Origin of the sequence: Pseudomonas sp. WS 5411, assembly GCF_012985595.1 — a bacterium.
GTDB lineage: Bacteria > Pseudomonadota > Gammaproteobacteria > Pseudomonadales > Pseudomonadaceae > Aquipseudomonas > Aquipseudomonas shahriarae.
Map to the genome: position 1 here is coordinate 1 of NZ_JAARMC010000022.1, position 17,466 is coordinate 17,466.

Sequence of the window (17,466 nt, forward strand, 5' to 3'; positions counted from 1 at the left end):
CTTCATCTTTCACCGGCACAGCGTACATCCGCTGGATTGCTATCGGCTATTGAGGGCGGGTTATGAACATTTGGGCTAAGTGGGTCGAAGAAGACCAGCGTTTTGCCTTCGGGCTCGCCGACAATGGGGGATACGAAATCACCCGGGAGCAGCATCGCCAGTTGCTGGATGCATGTTCGACCGGGAAAGTTTTACGTCCAGGCAAAGAGGGCGAGCCGTTGGTTTCGGATACTGCCCCGCCATCCTTGGAAGAACTGCAAGATCGTGAGCGGATTTGGCGCTCTGCTGAGCTTTCCCGTTATGAATGGGTGGCTACCCGTCACCGCGATGAGCAGGACATGGACAGCGCCACAACGTTGTCGCCGCAGCAATTTGCGGAGTTTTTGAAGTATCGCCAGGCGTTGCGAGAATGGCCGTCTGTAGATGATTTTCCCGACGTAGCAGTTCGACCTACTCCGCCGAGTTGGCTGATAGACGTAACACAATAACGCCCCGCTCAGACGGGGCGTTTTTGCATCTGTCGCAACAACAAAAATATTCCCCACGGCCTCGCTTATGCGGGGTCTTTTCGTTTCTGGAGATTGAGCCCCATGAGTTTCTTTCACGGCATTACCACCTCTCTGATCGACACCGGCGCGCGCACTATCTCGCTCCCGTCGTCCTCGATCATTGGCCTGTGCGACACCTTCACCCCGGGCGTGCTCGGTGGCGGTAGCGCCAAGGCAGGCGAGCTGAAGCTGATCACGTCTGAGCGTGAAGCCATTGCCGCGTTCGGCACTGACTCGGCGATTACCCGAGCTTGCCAAGCAATCTATGTCAGGGCAAAGGCTGTAATCGTCGCCGTTGGCGTCCCTAAGCTCGCTGACGCCGCGCTGCAAACGACCGCCATCATCGGTGGCGTTCTGGCCGATGGGCAGCGTACAGGCCTTCAGGCGCTACTGGACGGCAAGAGCCGCCACAACGCCCAGCCCAAGTTGCTGATTGCCCCGGGGCATTCTGCTACCCAGGCGGTGGCCACCGCCATGGACGCACTGGCTGGCAAGTTGCGTGCGATTGCAATTATTGATGGTCCAAACACCACTGATGAGGCCGCCATGGCCTACGCGTTGAACTTCGGCAGTAAGCGCATTTACCTGGTGGATCCGGGTGTGCAGTTTTGGAGCACTGTCGAAAGCGCAACCGTGGATGCCCCGGGATCGGCTTGGACCGCGGGCTTGTTTGCTTGGACTGATGCCGAGTATGGCTACTGGGCGTCGCCATCGAACAAAGAGTTTGTTGGCATCACCGGTACCACCCGGCCGGTGGAGTACTTGGACGGCGACGAGACGTGCCGGGCCAACCTGCTCAATAACGCGAACATCACCACGATCATTCGCGATGGCGGTTACCGCCTGTGGGGCAATCGTACTTGCTCCGCTGATGCCAAGTGGTCGTTTGTTACCCGTGTGCGTACCTGCGACATTCTTATGGATGCCATCCAGGCGGGCCACAAGTGGGCTGTAGACCGCTCTATCACGAAAACCTATGTCTCGGACGTGACCGAAGGTCTCCAAGCGTTTATGACCGACCAGAAGAACGCTGGCGCGGTGATCAACTTCGAAGTCTACGCGGACACCGAGCGGAACACGGCCAGCCAGATTGAGCAGGGGAAAATTTACTGGCGCATTCGTTTCACCGACGTGCCGCCGGCCGAGAACCCGAATTTCCTGATCGAAGTCACCAACGAGTGGCTGACCGAAGTACTTGAAGCAGCCTAAGGGGGCCGAGTAATGATTCCTGAAATTTTGAGCCAGTGCGTCATGTTCATGGATGGCGTGAGCTTTTCCGGCGACGTGCCGACCATGACCCCGCCAAAGGTCAAGGAAAAAACCGAGGAATACCGGGGCGGCGGCATGAGCGGGTCTGTTCAGCTGCCCATTGGCCTGGAGCCAATGGACGCTTCCTGGGTCACCAATGGCGTTCGTAAAGAGTCGCTGAAGTTCTTCGCCCTGGCGGACAGGACAGCTTGCAACGTGGTGTTCCGTGCCTCGTTTAAAGACCAGAAAGGCCGCACGAAGCCGGTCAAAGTGACCCTGCGAGGTGCGCTGAATGAAATTGATATGGGGGACTTTGAGGCGGGCAAAAAGTCCGAAATCAAGCACGCCATGTCTGTGACCTACTACAAGCTCGAAATTGACGGGCGTGTGATGTACGAGATTGATGTTGTGAACATGGTTCAAGTGATCAACGGTGTTGATCAGCTTGCCGGTGACCGTGCCGCCCTGGGCCTTTAAGGATTATTGATATGACCAACGTATCTCTCGCTGCACCGCTCCCGGCCTGGCTGACCCTGAGCGACGAAGGCGTTACCGTAACGCTCAAGCACAATGCCAATTTCAATGGGGTTGTGACCGATAAGCTGATGATGCGCGCGCCCAGCGTAAAGGATGTTATGGCCGCAAAAATCGCCGGCAATGGTGACCATGAAAAGGTGGAATTGAACTTGTTTTGCAGCCTGCTAACGGCCACTGAGGCAGAACTCACAAGCCTCAAATACAAGGACTACATGCGCCTTCAGGCGGGCTATTTTCGCCTGGTTGAAGAAGACGACGTGTAACGAGGGCACGCTGAAGGTGCTGGCCAAGCGCTTGGCAAAAGAGACGGGTTTCTCTTCTGCCGAGATCCTGGCCATGCCCTTTAACGTGATGGTGTGGTGGCTCACGGATTGAGCCGCCGCTGTTCTTCCCGACGTATAGGGCGCGCACATGGCAAACAAACTGGCTCTTGGCCTGGTGATCGGCGGCGCCGTCAGCTCGACGGTGGGGGCGGCGTTCAAGGACGTCAGCAACAAAATAAAGAAGCTGGAGGAACAAGGCTCTAAGGCGCGGGTGCTGGAAAAAACCATCGGCGAAACTATGCGCTTGCGTGATGAATGGCGCAAAGCGCACATGGCCGGCGACAAGGGTGCCGCTGCGCTACAGCGAAAGCTTGAGAACAATCTGGAGGGGCTGCGAAAGCAGGGCGTTGAGGTGCGCAACCTGACCAAGGCCTATGGCGCTATGGGTCAGGCGGCGGCCAAGGCTGAGTTAAAGGCCAAGGGCCATATGCAGATTGATGCCGGCAAACAGCAGCTGAAAAGCAGCATTGGCCAAGCAGCGGCGGCTACCGCGTCAATGGCCATCCCGACAAAGGTTAGTGCTGACTTTGGCGCGATCATCCGAGACATTGCGATCAAGGCGAACATTGCCAACACGCCTGAAGAAGCGCAGATGTCGAAAACGATCATCGGCACATCGCGTGATACCGGCATGGCGCGCAATCAGGTGGCCGAGGTGGTCAACGCGCTGGTGGGTGCCGGCATGGAGCTGGATAAGGCTCTGTCATACGCGCCTGTGGCGGCCAAGTTTGCAATTGGCCAGGGTTCGGACGGCGGCGAAACGGCCCGAATGATCAACGCCCTGGGACAGAACGCCAAAATATCCGACCCAGCCGTGATGCAGCAGGCGCTGGAGGCTATCGCTTATCAAGGCCAAGCTGGCAGTTTTGAAGCGGCTGACATGGCTCGGTGGTTTCCTGACCTATTGGCAAAAATGGGCAATATAGGCATTACCGGCATGGATGCCGTGACGCAACTTGGTTCAATGCTTCAGGTGCAAATGAAGACCGCCGGCGGCGCTGATGAAGCGGCCAACAACCTCAAGAACTGGATGGAGAAAATCGGTTCTGGCGATACGGTCAAGGCCTACAAGGACGCCGGGATTGACTACCAAGGGTCGATGAATACCGGCCTGCAGAATGGTAAATCCACCCTTGAATCCAGCTTTGAGCTGGCACAGAAGTACATTGCGGCAACGGATCCGAAGAAAGCTGCAGCGATGGCGGCCGCTACGGCGAAGATCAGTAAGGAAACTGACCCCGAGAAAGCCAAGGCAATGATCGCGTCCCTGGAGCAGGCTTTGCGTACCGGGGATTTGTTCGCCGACATGCAGGTTAAGGGCGCTTTGACGGCCTACCTGCAGAACAAAGAGCTGTATGCCCAGCTCAAGAAAGACTCGGCCAGTGCCACTGGAATCCTTGATAAGAACCTTGAAGAGCGCCGGCAGGCGTCGGCTCAGAAATGGGCAGAAATGGCCCAGGGCATGGACGAAGCTATGCGCGCCATTGGTGACGCATTCCGGCCGGTCACTGACAAAGTGGCGGATGGTTTGGCCTATGTCACCCAGGGGCTGGCAAAGCTTTCGGACGAATCGCCCCGGGTTGTGACGGGGATCGGCGCCGCAGTAGCTGCTGTGATCGCGTTTCAGACCGCTATGAGCGGGTTCAAGATTGCCAAGGGCCTGCTCAACATCGGGCGCGGCTCGCTGATGGGTAATCCGAACATCCCGCAAAAAGTCATAGTTACCAATATGCCCATGGGTGGGGCCGGTGGCGGTGGTTTGGGTGACCTCGATGACACTGGCGTAAAAGACGGCAAGGACAGGAAAGGCAAAGGCAAGGGCGGCGGCCGGGACAGTCGAAGCCCTGGGCGCGGGCAGGGGGTGAACCTCAAGGGGCCGGCATTGTTGGCGTTGATTGATGCCGGATTCAAGGCAAAAGACACCTACGACAACGCCGAAACGCAGGACGAAAAGGCCGAGGGCTACGGCGCGGCCGCTGGCAGCTTTGCCGGTACGCTCGCCGGCGCGGCCGCTGGTGCGGCCATTGGTTCGGCTGTTCCGGTGATCGGAACCATTGTGGGCGGCTTGATTGGGGGCTGGCTGGGAAGCATGGGCGGCGATGCCCTCGGCGGCGCCGTTGGCAAGTCCATGTTTGGCTCCGACGAGTCCAGCAAGGTCATGCCGGTGGCGGGGCCTTTGATGATGAGGGATGCCGGCAAGGACATACCGCCGGTGCTTGGTGATATTGCGAAGTCGTTTGAGCCCGCGCGTACTGGTCCGCTCATGATGGCCAGCCCTGGCCAAGGTGTGTTGTCGACAGCGCCTGGTGCAGTCAATCCGGGGGACGCCGCGCGATCCATGATGCTCCCCCCAGCCAGCGCTGATGCAGCGGTGGGGCCGCTTGCGGCGCCTCTGGCGGCGGCGGTGGTGGCGAAGGTTCAGCCGGCGAAAGTCGATGCAAAGATAGACATCAACGCGGCGCTGACAGTGACAGTACAAGGCGACGTGAAAGACCCGACCGAGCTTGTGGCCCAGTTGCGGCCGTTGATGGAGCAACAACAACGCGAGATCGCCCAGCAGTTGGAAAATCGCAAGCTCTACGATGCGCCGCATATCTAGGAGGAAATATGGAAGCACTGGTACAGCTACAGTCTGGCCTGAAGTACCTGGCCACGGCCGGTGAAGAGGGGCGGCGCAGTATCGACGGGGTGATGGGGCCGGTAAACGGTGCGATCAGTGAAATTACCGGGGCTGCCGATGCCCTGGAGGATCTGCCGTTTATTGGCCCGGCGGTGGGGGCGAAACTACAGCGGGTTATGCGCGGAATTTCCACGGCCCAGGCCAAAGTGGGCCAGGTGATCGCAAAGTACAACCGGGCCACTCGGGCGCTATCGAATGTTGATGAGCGCATGGGGGTCTTGAAAGATCAGGCCGGACGCGCAGCACGAACGATTAACAAAATCGCCGGCATGATTGACCCGTCACTGGCAAACATCATCCCCACCGGTGCATTTGCCACGGACGCAACGCCGGCGAAAGAAGCGGTTAAGCCGTTTCCGCATCTGCTGATTCTTCAGCCGCTGGACCCGAAGGCCCAGCCGTATTACTTCAACCTTGATACGGCGGCTTTCGACTCGTTGCGGCGCTCGACTGAATATCGCTGGGCTTCCCAGGAGCGGTTAACGCGGCGTTCGGCCCAGCAGGCCGTGGGCATGGGGGACGAAAAAATCACGCTGAAGGGCGATATTTTCCCCGGTTTCAGGGGGGGATTAGGTCAGCTCAATACGCTGCGTTCGATTGGCTCAAAGCTCAAGCCTTTGACCCTTACGACGGGCTTTGGCTTTGTCCTGGGCACTTGGTGCCTCAAGACCGTTGAAGAGGATCAAAGCGCCCTGATGCAAGGCGGTATCCCCCGCAAACAGGCGTTTACCTTGGAGTTTGTGCGCTATGGCGACGACATGCAGAACATCTGACGGGGATACGCTAGACACCATTTGTCATAACTTTTATGGCCATCTGGTGGGCACGGTTGAGGCGGTGCTGGCGGCCAATCAGGGCCTGGCGGATGAGGAACAGCCTTACCGTACTGGTGTGGTGATCGTTCTGCCGGATCTGCCAGGCCCCGTGGATGAGCAGGTGGCCCTGTGGGACTGAGTTAGTTCACTGCTTCCAGGCATTCCTGGCGTTCTTTTTCGTAGCTGTCTATGCCTTCATCGAACTGTCGTTTATTGAGGCCTATCAGGCCTTGCCATGACGACGAGGCGCTGATAGAGGCCTCGTTGCAACTATGGAACGGAGTAAACAGCACGCCGAATTTCATGCCTTCATTTTGAAGTGCGATCAAGTCCTGGGCCTGCTTGCGGCGGGCTACAGGATCGATTTTTTCGCTAAGTATCTGCGCGTTGCCGCGTTCCACTGCCGCATCCAGGCGGGTAATAAAGTCCTTCGCTTCACGCTTCGTTGGTTCGGCGGCTTGGCTGGAAAGTGCAACGCCGGCGAGCAGCGCGGCAAATAAAGTCCGTTTCATGGGGTTCCTTACTGACTGAGGTCGAGGACCGGGATTCTATGGGCGGTTGAATACCGAGTCTATTCAGCGTTACGCGTAACGCCTTTCTCTCAATTGCGCCTGGCGCGCTCTCTTGGCCAATGCCTATGACCCCCCAATTTAGAATCGTTGCGAACGGTTCCGACATTACGTCTCTGATCAATGATCGGCTTTTGCTGCTGCGCACCACGGACAAGCCCGGGATGGAGTCGGACGAGTTTGAGTTGCGTATTGATGATCGTGATGGCCTGGTGACACTGCCCAAGCGCGGCGCAGGGATCGAGGTCTACCTGGGCTATGCCGAAACCTCCCTGGTGCGTCTGGGGCGTTATGTGGTCGATGAGATTGAGGTTTCAGGCCCGCCGGATACCATCGTTATCCGTGGAAAGGCCAGTGACATGCGCGGTACCGGCAAATCCATCCGCAGCGGTAGCTGGGAGGACGTGCCACTGTCAAAAATCGTTTCCGATATTGCGGCGCGCAACGGATGGGCCCCGGCCTGCACCGTGGCTACGAAGGTTGTACGCGCTGACCAGCTCCACGAATCGGACTTCAGCTTTGTCACGCGCCTGGCCAAGCAATATGACTGCACTGCCAAGGTCGGTGATGGCAAGTTGATGGTAATGCAGCGCCAAGCGGGGTTGAGTGCCAGCGGCAAAGTGATTGGCGTTATCACCCTAACGCGCAGTGACGTAAGTCGCTGGCAGTTTCGCTTGGGCGACCGTAACGCGCACAAGGCCGTGGCGGCCAAGCATCAAGATAAGAAGACGGGCAAGTTGTCGGTGGTCTCGCTGGACAACGATGACGTGCCGGACGGCCTGCCGGCAGTACACACCGACCGGCATATTCACCCAAACAAGACCGCCGCCGAATCTGCGGCCAAGGCGCGCTTGGCGGCGTTTAACCGCTCGACAGCCGGCGTGCGCCTGGAAATGCCGGGCCGCACGGATCTGTTTGCCGAGCGCTCTATCAACGCCCAGGGCTTCAAGGTGGGGCTTGATGGTGAGTACCTGGTGGATTCTGTGGAACAGACATTCACCCAAGCCGCCTGGTCCACCACCATCGAGTGCAACGGCGGCAAAAAGGGCAAGGCCAAGGCCAAAGGCAAGAAGTCGAAGAAGGCCGCGAAGCCCGTCAAGGTGGTCAGCCTGGCGTAACAGTAATTCCCCTTACCCCGCAGTGCGCGGTTCAGTCATATTAGGAGCTTGCATGGCTATTACTCAGCAGCAACTGCTGCAAATTCTTCCAAACGCCGGCCACCAAGCCGGCGTTTTTGTTCCTGTGCTCAATACGGCGATGAGCAAACACGGAATTGTCACCCCGGCACGGATCGCCGCGTTCATTGCCCAAGTCGGGCATGAGTCGGGTCAGTTGCGCTATGTGCGTGAGATCTGGGGCCCCACGGCGCAGCAGGCCGGATATGAAGGCCGTGCCGACCTGGGCAACACCGTTAAGGGGGATGGCTCAAAGTACCGTGGCCGGGGGCTGATCCAGATCACTGGCCGGGCCAATCACGCGGCTTGCGGTGAGGCCTTGGGCCTGGACCTGATCAATCAGCCTGAGCTCCTGGAGCAGCCGCAGCACGCTGCAATGTCGGCGGCTTGGTTCTGGTCGACGAAAGGCCTGAACACCCTGGCAGACAGGGGCGAGTTCATGAAGATCACCCGCCGGATCAATGGCGGCACCAGTGGGATGGCCGACCGCCAGGCGCTGTACACCCAGGCGCTGAAGGTGCTGGCATGACGCCCGGGCAGATCCTGTCCGTAATCCTGCTGGCGATGGCGATCTGCGCCGGAGGCACCTGGCAGGTGCAGGAGTGGCGCATGGGCAAGATGCTGGTCGAGCAGGCCGGCCTGCACCAGAGCGAGCTGGACAGGATCAGCGCGGTGGCCATCAAGCAAGTGCGCGACGAGCAGGACAGGCGCCTGGGGCTGGAGAAAACGCTGGCCACCTCCGATCAACAACACACCCGAGAACTTTCCGATGCTCAACGCAACCAGGCCCGCCTGCTTGACCGCCTTGCTACTACTGATTTGCGGCTGTCAGTCCTTCTCGACGCCACGGATTCAGCCAGTGGCTGCAACGTGCCTACCGCCCCCGGCGCCGTCGGCGTGGTTCATGGAGCCCAGAGAGCCCAACTTGACCCAGCGCATGCTCAACGAATTATCGCCATCACCGATGCCGGCGACCAAGGATTGATCGCGCTGCGGGCGTGCCAGGCGTATGTCAGGACCATTGCGCCCTGACCCACATTCCCGGTCGCAAAAATTAACATGACCCCCAATAAGCACCCACTTTGCAAAGGATTGCAAAAATGACAAACCCAATCGTTCCATGGATGGGCGGCAAACGTCGTCTGGCTGACCGCCTTATTCCACTGTTTCCACCGCACGAATGCTACGTTGAAGTGTTTGCTGGTGGCGCTGCGCTTTACTTCATGCGCCCTCAGGCTGCACCAGTCGAAGTTCTTAACGATATCAATGGCGACCTGGTGACGTTGTACCGGGTCGTGCAGAACCACCTGGAGGAGTTCGTGCGCCAGTTCAAATGGGCGCTCAGCTCGCGCCAGGTATTTGAGTGGCAGAAGATGACCAGGCCTGAAACGCTCACCGACATTCAGCGGGCTGCGCGGTTTTTCTACCTGCAGCACCACGCATTTGCGGGCAAGGTCAGCGGACAGACCTTTGGCACAGCGACGACGGGCCCAGCTATCAACCTGCTCCGGATTGAGGAGAACTTGTCAGCCGCGTGGCAGCGTCTTTCCGGAACCTATGTCGAAAACCTCGGCTGGCTTGAATGTGCCGAACGTTACGACCGGCCTCACACCTTCCATTACATGGACCCGCCTTACTGGCAGACCGCCGGGTACGGTGTGGACTTTCCGTTCGAAAACTATGAACGGATGGCTGACTTCATGCGGCGCTGCAAAGGAAAGGTGATGGTCAGCATCAATGACCATCCGGACATAAGGCGGGTATTTGAGGGGTTCCACTTTGAAACTGTGGATATTCGCTATTCCACGACGAATCAGCGGCAAGGGAAGGCTGAGGTCAGCGGGGAGTTGGTGATAATGAATTGGAAGCCCTCTGACCTTGGCGGGCTTTTCTAGGTCAGGCGCTCTATCAGTCCCGGGCCTTTGTTCCTTACGTTGCCCACTGCCATATCGACCCTGAACCATTCGAAAGCCTCGGACGGTTCGCCCTGGTGCAATACCATCTGCTCGGCACGCTCCTTGGGTGTGGCTGGGTCCAGCCATTCCCTGGCCAGTTCGGGCGTCAGCACCACGGGCCGCCGGTCGTGAATGTCCACCATGCCGCCGGCGCTGTCTGCGGTGATGATCACAAAGCCGTCATGCTCGCCTTGGCCTTCATCTGTGTCGGGTAGCTGGCCTATGGTCGCACACAGCACTGGCGCGCCATCCCGCCGGCGGATCAGGTAGGGCTGTTTCTTTGGCCCCCCTTCATCAACCCATTCAAACCAGTTGTCCACGGGCGTGATTGCCCGGTGCGGCCAGATCGCCCGGAAGAATGGGCCGTGGGCCACTTTCTCGACTCGAGCGTTTATCGGCGCAGCACGGTCCTTGGCCCAGTGTGGTCGCCAACCCCACCGCACCAGGTCTGCGTGCAGGGTTTCATCCTGCTGGTGGAGCAGGGCGACCTGGGTGGTTGGTGCTACGTTGTACCGCTCAAACGGTGCCTCACCCACTGAGTTTGCCAGGGCGTTGGGCATGCTCAGTACCGCAACGAAGTCATGAATTCCGCTGTACTGTGAAAGTCTTCCGCACATCGGCAAGCCCTCGGTAGAAACTTCAGCTTAGATCACTCGGCAGAATCTTCATGGGGGTACTTCCCCAGGCCCCGTTTGTAGCCCGCGCAAGCGCCCATTCAAGTGAATTGAGCTTGCTTGTGACAAAACCCAGGTCTGTATTGCAGCTAGAAAGAGCGCTATCTGACGCCTTGAGCTCTGCGCGAAGCTTGTCGCGCTCGGTAGATAACTCAGCGTGCATTCGCACCAAGCCGTAGATGCCCTCTCTGGCTTTGCGAAGCTGCAGTTGCAGTTCCTGAATCTCATTCTCTAGGAGCAGCGCGTGTTGTTTGTGCATTTCTAGAGGCGTAGGGCATCCAAGCCACTCGCAGGTGTCTTCATCGATGTTCATGGTTGGGGAATCCGAAAACTGTATATCCATACAGTAATCGAGATTTGTGCGGACAGAGGTTGCGAGACGACGAACTGCAGGTGTTCCCGACGATCAGTCAGGGAGCGTTGAGAACGGCCAAGGTTAGCTTGATGAACTCTTCGTTGCGGTCGATGGTGTCCAGCGCGCCGCGAACGTTGTCGGCAACTTCGGTGCCGCCTTGCTGCTCAACCCAGTTCGTAAGCTCCATGATGGCTGCTTCAAGGGCGAGTTGGTTTTCGTTGATTTTGGACAGCAGGGAAGGGAGCAGGTCAGAGTTCGGCATCGGTGTTCCTCCTTGGAGTGAACAGCGTAGCAGTTGGGTTGCTTGGTGGTGGATTGTGAGCGGTCGGCAGGACGCCGGGGGAGGGGTGAATCTCGTACCAATTTTTGTACCACCGACCGCGTTTCGCTATCGAATGGTGGGTATCCCAAAGTAGGCAAGCCCCGTATTTCCTGGACTTGCCCCCTTTGGAAAACCCAGAAATACCCAAAATTAATATTATTAGTATGGATCAGAAACTGATAGAGAGCCTTTAAATAAAGGCTGTAAGCCGATGATTGGTTAGGGTTGTAGCGCAAAGCGCATTGGCGCGCAGATATGGCAAAAACGCTTCTGTCAGCCCTGGGCATGTAGGACTGATACAAAAGCCTCAGGGCCTTTGAGAGGGGCTTTTTGTCAGCGTTGCGTCGAGTAGGAGTCGTTGAAATCAGGGACGAAGATGAACGGTAAAACGATTCGTTGGGCCACCCATTTATTACTGTGCGTAGGGGTACTACAACGTTGTTGATCGGTGAAGCCGCAGATGCCACTGACCATCATAGGGTTATGGGGTTTGGGGATTGCACTGCTGATTGGCGTTGCTTTTAAGTGCGCAGGCATCACTTTCAGAAAGCCGCGGCGCACTGTTCTATCGAGCGGGAATAAAAAAATCCGCTGCCAGACAGCTGGCAGCGGATTTTTCAGGAAGCCCGGCGTGACCTGTGAACAGCCTTGGGTCAAGGCGGGGCTCTTTTGGCGCTGCAGGTGATCAGCTGTGCAGGGTTTCGGCCGCGTACAGCGTGTTTTCCAGCAGGCAGGCACGGGTCATCGGGCCAACACCACCCGGCACCGGGGTAATCCAGCCGGCACGGGGCAGGGCGGTTTCATACACCACGTCGCCCACCAGCTTGCCGTCGTCCTGACGGTTGATGCCCACGTCGATCACGATGGCGCCTTCCTTGATCCACTCACCCTTGACTAGGCCCGGCTTGCCGGCGGCGACTACCACCAGGTCGGCACGGCCAACATGGCCCGCCAGATCCTTGGTGAAGCGGTGGGTCACGGTCACGGTGCAGCCGGCCAGCAGCAGTTCCATGGCCATTGGGCGACCAACAATGTTGGACGCGCCGACGATCACGGCGTCCAGGCCGTACAGGTCGACGCCGGTGCTTTCCAGCAGGGTCATGATGCCCTTCGGCGTGCAGGGGCGCAGCAGTGGAATACGCTGGGCCAGGCGACCGACGTTATAGGGGTGGAAACCGTCGACGTCTTTGTCGGGGCGGATGCGCTCCAGCAACAGGGAAGCATCCAGATGCTCCGGCAGCGGCAATTGCAGCAGGATGCCGTCGATATTCGGATCGTCGTTGAGGCCGTCAATCAGGTCGGTGAGGGCCTGCTGGGTGGTGTCGGAAGGCAAGTCGTAGGCCTTGGAAATAAAGCCGACCTCTTCACAGTCTTTACGCTTGTGCGAGACATAAACCTGGGAGGCAGGATCGCTGCCGACCAGGATCACCGCGAGCCCCGGCGTGCGCAGGCCAAGCTGGCGACGCTCGGCGACACGTTTGGCGATCTGCTGGCGCAGGCTGGCGGCGATTGATTTGCCGTCGATAAGTTGTGCAGTCATTACGCGTGATTAACCATCGAGAGGGGGAGGAAAAGTGCGCGCATTCTCGCACGCCAGGACGTGAGGGCAAAGGCGCTTGGTCTGCAAATTCCCCTAACCCCTTAAATAAAATGAATTTTTTTCAAAAAAGATTTGACGGCCCCTGGGGGCGTCTATACTATTCGTCGCACTTGTCGGGCACAGCCTAGCACTGGTTAAGAAGGTCGAGCGCAATAGCTGTTTTATTGTGTGAGGCTGGAAGCATTTAGTTTGTAGTCCTCCAAGAGTACAGATTAATCAGGCGCCCGTAGCTCAGCTGGATAGAGCATCCGCCTTCTAAGCGGATGGTCGCAGGTTCGAGTCCTGCCGGGTGCGCCATTAGGCAGCTTTGGCACAAGTAGCGCAAGATGGTGGGCGTAGCTCAGTTGGTAGAGCACGGGATTGTGACTCCCGTTGTCGAGGGTTCGATCCCCTTCGTCCACCCCATATTTCAAAAGGCGCCAGATTTAACGGTCTGGCGCCTTTGTTTTAAAAGTTTCAAGCCGCGGATGTGGTGGAATTGGTAGACACACTGGATTTAGGTTCCAGCGCCGCGAGGCGTAAGAGTTCGAGTCTCTTCATCCGCACCAAATACAGCGTCACCCTTGCCATGGGCTAGGTTGGGGCTTAACAGAGAAGGCAATTGGCTTCTTTGTCACGCAATATGGTGGGCGTAGCTCAGTTGGTAGAGCACGGGATTGTGACTCCCGTTGTCGAGGGTTCGATCCCCTTCGTCCACCCCATATTCCGAAAGGCGCCAGATTTAACAGTCTGGCGCCTTTTTTGTTTTAGCGGTTTGCGTATTCGGCGGCTGCAGGTACTGGGTCGCAGGGGTGGGGCGCTTCGTCGTATTTTTGTTTCTCGATGATGCCGAACTACCCGCCGGCCTTGCGTGCAAGGTCGGCTGTCAGGGAGATGGTCGCTGGCTGCTTCTATATATAGAAGGGTTGGCACAGAGCCCTGGCGTGATTGGCTGTATTTGTCACTGGGGCGAGGAGCATTCGTGCATTCGTACCTGTAAATTGCCTGCTGTTTTTTTACCCGTTTTCAGTAGGGTGACTTCTTGAGTTTGACCCACTAGAATGCATGCCCTTGATTCTTGGGTCGGAAACGGCCGGCTAACGTCTGTGCAACGAGGAATATCCATGCAAGTTTCTGTTGAAAATACTACTGCTCTCGAGCGCCGCATGAGCATCACCGTGCCGGCAGAGCGCATCGAGACCGCGGTCAACAAGCGTCTGCAGCAGACTGCCCAGAAGGCCAAGATCGCTGGTTTCCGTCCAGGCAAAGTGCCGATGAGCGAAATCAAGCGCCGTTTTGGTGCTGATGCACGTCAAGATGCTGTCGGTGACGTGATCCAGGCTTCCTTCTACGAAGCGGTTGTCGAGCAAAAGCTGAACCCGGCTGGCTCGCCTTCCATCGAGCCTAAGTCCCTGGAAGCTGGCAAGGACCTGGAATACGTTGCTGTATTCGAAGTGTTCCCGGAGTTCACCGTTGCTGGCTTCGAAGGTATCGAAATCGAGCGCCTGAGCGCCGAAGTGGCCGATGCCGACCTGGACAACATGCTGGAAATCCTGCGCAAGCAGAACACCCGTTTTGAAGTGGCCGATCGCGCTGCCCAGAACGAAGACCAGTTGAACATCGACTTCGTGGGCAAGGTTGACGGCGAAGTGTTCGCTGGCGGCTCGGCCAAGGGCACCCAGTTGGTACTGGGCTCCAACCGCATGATCCCGGGTTTCGAAGACGGTCTGGTTGGCGCTAAAGCCGGCGAAGAGCGCGTTCTGAACCTGACTTTCCCTGCTGACTACCAGAACCTGGACCTGGCTGGCAAAGCCGCCGAGTTCACTGTGACCGTCAACAGTGTTTCCGAGCCTAAGCTGCCAGAACTGAACGAAGAGTTCTTCGCCCAGTTCGGTATCAAGGAAACCGGTATCGAAGGTTTCCGCGCCGAAGTTCGCAAGAACATGGAGCGTGAGCTGCGCCAGGCCATCAAGTCCAAGGTCAAGAACCAGGTTATGGACGGTCTGCTGGCCTCCAACCCGATCGAAGTGCCTAAGGCCCTGCTGTCCAACGAAGTGGATCGCCTGCGCGTACAAGCTGTTCAGCAGTTTGGTGGCAACATCAAGCCTGATCAACTGCCGGCCGAGCTGTTCGAAGAGCAAGCCAAGCGCCGCGTTGTGCTGGGTCTGATCGTGGCTGAAGTGGTCAAGCAGTTCGACCTCAAGCCAGACGAAGATCGCGTTCGCGAAATGATCCAGGAAATGGCTTCGGCCTACCAGGAGCCTGAGCAGGTCGTGGCTTGGTACTACAAGAATGACCAGCAGCTGAACGAAGTCCGTTCGGTTGTGCTGGAAGAACAAGTTGTGGATACTGTTCTGCAGAAGGCTAAGGTGACCGACAAAGCGGTCTCTTACGAAGAAGCAGTCAAGCCGGCAGAAGCAGCACAAGCCGACTGATTGTCCAACTCGTTTGAAAATACACCCATAAGCCAGCCTCGCGCTGGCTTATGCGTATTCAAGACATGACTATTTGGGAGTAACTGCAGAGCATGTTCCGTAATTCGTATATTCAGCAGAACTCTGATATCCAGGCCGCAGGCGGCCTGGTCCCGATGGTTGTCGAGCAATCTGCTCGTGGCGAACGCGCCTACGACATCTATTCGCGCCTGCTCAAGGAGCGAGTGATCTTTCTGGTTGGTCCGGTAGAGGACTACATGGCCAACCTGATCTGTGCGCAACTGCTGTTCCTTGAAGCGGAAAACCCGGACAAGGACATCCATCTTTACATCAACTCCCCAGGCGGTTCGGTGACAGCCGGCATGTCGATCTACGACACCATGCAGTTCATCAAGCCGAACGTGTCCACCACTTGCATTGGCCAGGCCTGCAGCATGGGTGCATTCCTGCTGACAGCCGGTGCTGAAGGCAAGCGTTTCTGCCTGCCTAACTCGCGTGTGATGATTCACCAGCCACTGGGCGGTTTCCAGGGCCAGGCGTCGGACATCGAAATCCACGCCAAGGAAATCCTGTTTATCCGTGAGCGCCTCAACACGCTGATGGCCAAGCACAGCGGGCACACCCTGGAAGAAATCGAGCGCGACACTAACCGCGACAACTTCATGAGTGCCGAAGCCGCACGTGAATACGGGCTGATCGACGCCGTGATCGACAAGCGCCCCGCTTAATATAAGCAGCTCAAAATAGGCCTGGTCGGCATGTCCGACCACCGGCGGGCTTGAAAAAGCCCGCATAAGCCTTCATCTTGTGTTGCAAGCCTATCGGATTTGGATCGAACGAATGACTGACACCCGCAACGGCGAGGACAACGGCAAGCTGCTCTATTGCTCCTTCTGTGGCAAAAGCCAGCATGAAGTGCGCAAATTGATTGCCGGCCCCTCGGTCTTTATCTGCGACGAGTGCGTCGACCTGTGCAATGACATCATCCGTGAGGAGGTGCAGGAGGCACAGGCCGAGAGCAGCGCGCATAAATTGCCTTCGCCTAAAGAAATCAGCGGCATCCTTGATCAGTACGTGATTGGTCAAGAGCGTGCAAAGAAGGTTCTGGCCGTAGCGGTGTACAACCACTACAAGCGCTTGAACCAGCGTGACAAGAAAGGTGATGAGGTCGAACTCGGCAAGAGCAACATCCTGCTGATCGGTCCTACAGGCTCGGGTAAAACCCTGCTTGCAGAAACCCTCGCTCGCCTGCTGAACGTTCCCTTCACCATCGCCGACGCCACCACCCTCACTGAGGCGGGTTACGTGGGTGAAGATGTCGAGAACATCATTCAGAAACTGCTGCAGAAGTGCGATTACGACGTAGAGAAGGCCCAGATGGGTATTGTCTATATCGATGAAATCGACAAGATTTCGCGCAAGTCTGACAACCCGTCGATCACCCGGGATGTTTCCGGTGAAGGCGTGCAGCAAGCCCTGCTGAAGCTGATTGAAGGCACGGTCGCTTCTGTACCGCCCCAAGGCGGCCGCAAGCACCCGCAGCAGGAATTCCTGCAGGTTGATACGCGTAACATCCTGTTTATCTGTGGCGGTGCGTTCTCCGGCCTGGAAAAGGTTATTCAAAACCGTTCCACCCGTGGCGGCATCGGTTTCAGTGCAGAAGTGCGCAGCAAGGAAGAAGGCAAGAAGGTGGGCGAGTCCCTGCGTGAAGTCGAGCCTGACGATCTGGTCAAGTTCGGTCTGATCCCGGAGTTCGTTGGCCGTCTGCCGGTCCTGGCGACGTTGGACGAGCTGGATGAGGCTGCTCTGATTCAGATCCTCACCGAGCCGAAAAACGCCCTGACCAAGCAATACGCCAAGCTGTTCGAAATGGAAGGTGTAGACCTCGAGTTCCGTGCTGATGCGCTTAAATCGGTGGCCAAGCGGGCACTGGAGCGCAAGACCGGTGCGCGCGGTTTGCGTTCGATTCTCGAAGGCGTATTGCTCGACACCATGTACGAAATCCCCTCGCAGTCCGAGGTGAGTAAAGTGGTGATCGACGAAAGCGTTATAGAAGGTAAGTCCAAGCCACTGTATATCTACGAAAACAGTGAGCCGGCTGCCAAGGCTGCGCCAGACGCGTAAGCGTTTCGCAGTTTCGGTACAAACAAGGGGCCTCTAGGGGCCCCTTTGTTTTGCATAGGAATTTTTACTGTGTGTAACTGCCAGCATTGAGCTTGTTTTTTTTACACGCAGCCCCCATCTTGGTTTC

At 57.5% G+C, this 17,466-nt stretch carries 20 protein-coding genes and 4 tRNA genes; 18 read left to right on the forward strand and 6 right to left on the reverse strand.

Going from position 1 to position 17,466, the window contains the following annotated elements; genetic code table 11:
* Positions 1 to 62 precede the first annotated feature (62 nt).
* The 7 genes from HBR93_RS21855 (at position 63) to HBR93_RS21885 (ending at position 6,290) form a co-directional block, all read left to right on the forward strand.
* Positions 63 to 488, forward strand: a complete 426-nt coding sequence (locus HBR93_RS21855; protein WP_169877886.1) for a phage tail assembly chaperone — start codon at positions 63 to 65, stop codon at positions 486 to 488.
* A gap of 102 nt (positions 489 to 590) precedes the next feature.
* On the forward strand, positions 591 to 1,757 hold the full coding sequence (locus HBR93_RS21860) for a phage tail sheath family protein (RefSeq protein ID WP_169877887.1): 1,167 nt from the start codon (positions 591 to 593) through the stop codon (positions 1,755 to 1,757).
* A 12-nt stretch (positions 1,758 to 1,769) separates the two neighbouring features.
* Positions 1,770 to 2,273: a phage major tail tube protein gene (locus HBR93_RS21865; protein ID WP_169877888.1), complete on the forward strand. Its 504-nt coding sequence runs from the start codon at positions 1,770 to 1,772 to the stop codon at positions 2,271 to 2,273.
* 11 nt (positions 2,274 to 2,284) lie between these two features.
* Positions 2,285 to 2,596, forward strand: coding sequence for a phage tail assembly protein (locus HBR93_RS21870; protein WP_169877889.1), 312 nt, complete (start codon positions 2,285 to 2,287; stop codon positions 2,594 to 2,596).
* Between the two features lie 148 nt (positions 2,597 to 2,744).
* Positions 2,745 to 5,255 carry a phage tail tape measure protein gene (locus tag HBR93_RS21875; protein WP_169877890.1) on the forward strand — a complete coding sequence of 837 codons (2,511 nt, stop codon included), beginning with the start codon at positions 2,745 to 2,747 and terminating at the stop codon, positions 5,253 to 5,255.
* An 8-nt stretch (positions 5,256 to 5,263) separates the two neighbouring features.
* Positions 5,264 to 6,109, forward strand: coding sequence for a phage tail protein (locus tag HBR93_RS21880; protein ID WP_169877891.1), 846 nt, complete (start codon positions 5,264 to 5,266; stop codon positions 6,107 to 6,109).
* Complete coding sequence (locus HBR93_RS21885; protein WP_169877892.1) at positions 6,084 to 6,290, forward strand: tail protein X; 207 nt, start codon at positions 6,084 to 6,086, stop codon at positions 6,288 to 6,290. Before HBR93_RS21880 ends, HBR93_RS21885 begins: the two co-directional genes overlap by 26 nt.
* 1 nt (position 6,291) lies before the next feature.
* Here the strand turns inward: HBR93_RS21885 and HBR93_RS21890 are convergent, their stop codons facing one another.
* Positions 6,292 to 6,663, reverse strand: coding sequence for a hypothetical protein (locus HBR93_RS21890; RefSeq protein WP_169877893.1), 372 nt, complete (start codon positions 6,661 to 6,663; stop codon positions 6,292 to 6,294).
* A 125-nt stretch (positions 6,664 to 6,788) separates the two neighbouring features.
* Here HBR93_RS21890 and HBR93_RS21895 point away from each other — a divergent pair, with 125 nt between their 5' ends.
* From HBR93_RS21895 to HBR93_RS21910, 4 genes are all read left to right on the forward strand, one after another.
* On the forward strand, positions 6,789 to 7,838 hold the full coding sequence (locus HBR93_RS21895) for a contractile injection system protein, VgrG/Pvc8 family (RefSeq protein WP_169877894.1): 1,050 nt from the start codon (positions 6,789 to 6,791) through the stop codon (positions 7,836 to 7,838).
* Positions 7,839 to 7,890: 52 nt separating this feature from the next.
* Complete coding sequence (locus HBR93_RS21900) at positions 7,891 to 8,424, forward strand: glycoside hydrolase family 19 protein (RefSeq protein ID WP_169877895.1); 534 nt, start codon at positions 7,891 to 7,893, stop codon at positions 8,422 to 8,424.
* Positions 8,421 to 8,927: a lysis system i-spanin subunit Rz gene (locus HBR93_RS21905; protein WP_169877896.1), complete on the forward strand. Its 507-nt coding sequence runs from the start codon at positions 8,421 to 8,423 to the stop codon at positions 8,925 to 8,927. The genes HBR93_RS21900 and HBR93_RS21905 overlap by 4 nt, the downstream gene beginning before the upstream one ends.
* A gap of 68 nt (positions 8,928 to 8,995) precedes the next feature.
* Positions 8,996 to 9,790 (forward strand): DNA adenine methylase, encoded by a 795-nt coding sequence (locus HBR93_RS21910; RefSeq protein ID WP_169877897.1) that lies wholly within the window; start codon positions 8,996 to 8,998, stop codon positions 9,788 to 9,790.
* On the opposite strand, the gene HBR93_RS21915 is transcribed toward HBR93_RS21910, so the two are convergent.
* From HBR93_RS21915 to folD, 5 genes are all read right to left on the reverse strand, one after another.
* Complete coding sequence (locus tag HBR93_RS21915) at positions 9,787 to 10,467, reverse strand: SOS response-associated peptidase family protein (protein ID WP_169877898.1); 681 nt, start codon at positions 10,465 to 10,467, stop codon at positions 9,787 to 9,789. The two genes, HBR93_RS21910 and HBR93_RS21915, sit on opposite strands and share 4 nt — an antisense overlap.
* A 22-nt stretch (positions 10,468 to 10,489) precedes the next feature.
* Entirely contained in the window at positions 10,490 to 10,837 is a 348-nt protein-coding gene (locus HBR93_RS21920) for a hypothetical protein (protein WP_169877843.1), read from the reverse strand.
* A gap of 97 nt (positions 10,838 to 10,934) precedes the next feature.
* The gene (locus tag HBR93_RS21925) at positions 10,935 to 11,141 is read right to left on the reverse strand and encodes a hypothetical protein (protein WP_169391005.1); all 207 of its coding nucleotides are present in this window, start codon (positions 11,139 to 11,141) and stop codon (positions 10,935 to 10,937) included.
* A 393-nt stretch (positions 11,142 to 11,534) separates the two neighbouring features.
* The gene (locus HBR93_RS21930) at positions 11,535 to 11,858 is read right to left on the reverse strand and encodes a hypothetical protein (RefSeq protein WP_169961061.1); all 324 of its coding nucleotides are present in this window, start codon (positions 11,856 to 11,858) and stop codon (positions 11,535 to 11,537) included.
* A gap of 28 nt (positions 11,859 to 11,886) precedes the next feature.
* Positions 11,887 to 12,741, reverse strand: a complete 855-nt coding sequence (gene folD / locus HBR93_RS21935; RefSeq protein WP_057445013.1) for a bifunctional methylenetetrahydrofolate dehydrogenase/methenyltetrahydrofolate cyclohydrolase FolD — start codon at positions 12,739 to 12,741, stop codon at positions 11,887 to 11,889.
* 280 nt (positions 12,742 to 13,021) lie between these two features.
* On the opposite strand from folD, the gene HBR93_RS21940 reads away from it, so the two are divergent.
* From HBR93_RS21940 to clpX, 7 genes are all read left to right on the forward strand, one after another.
* Positions 13,022 to 13,098: transfer RNA gene (locus HBR93_RS21940), tRNA-Arg, on the forward strand.
* A 32-nt stretch (positions 13,099 to 13,130) separates the two neighbouring features.
* Positions 13,131 to 13,206: transfer RNA gene (locus HBR93_RS21945), tRNA-His, on the forward strand.
* Positions 13,207 to 13,264: 58 nt separating this feature from the next.
* Positions 13,265 to 13,349: transfer RNA gene (locus HBR93_RS21950), tRNA-Leu, on the forward strand.
* A 77-nt stretch (positions 13,350 to 13,426) separates the two neighbouring features.
* A tRNA-His gene (locus HBR93_RS21955) sits at positions 13,427 to 13,502 on the forward strand.
* A 402-nt stretch (positions 13,503 to 13,904) separates the two neighbouring features.
* Entirely contained in the window at positions 13,905 to 15,215 is a 1,311-nt protein-coding gene (gene tig, locus HBR93_RS21960; RefSeq protein ID WP_057441496.1) for a trigger factor, read from the forward strand.
* 92 nt (positions 15,216 to 15,307) lie between these two features.
* The gene (clpP, locus tag HBR93_RS21965; RefSeq protein ID WP_029298421.1) at positions 15,308 to 15,943 is read left to right on the forward strand and encodes an ATP-dependent Clp endopeptidase proteolytic subunit ClpP; all 636 of its coding nucleotides are present in this window, start codon (positions 15,308 to 15,310) and stop codon (positions 15,941 to 15,943) included.
* Positions 15,944 to 16,055: 112 nt separating this feature from the next.
* Positions 16,056 to 17,339, forward strand: coding sequence for an ATP-dependent Clp protease ATP-binding subunit ClpX (gene clpX, locus HBR93_RS21970; protein ID WP_029298419.1), 1,284 nt, complete (start codon positions 16,056 to 16,058; stop codon positions 17,337 to 17,339).
* Positions 17,340 to 17,466 lie beyond the last annotated feature (127 nt).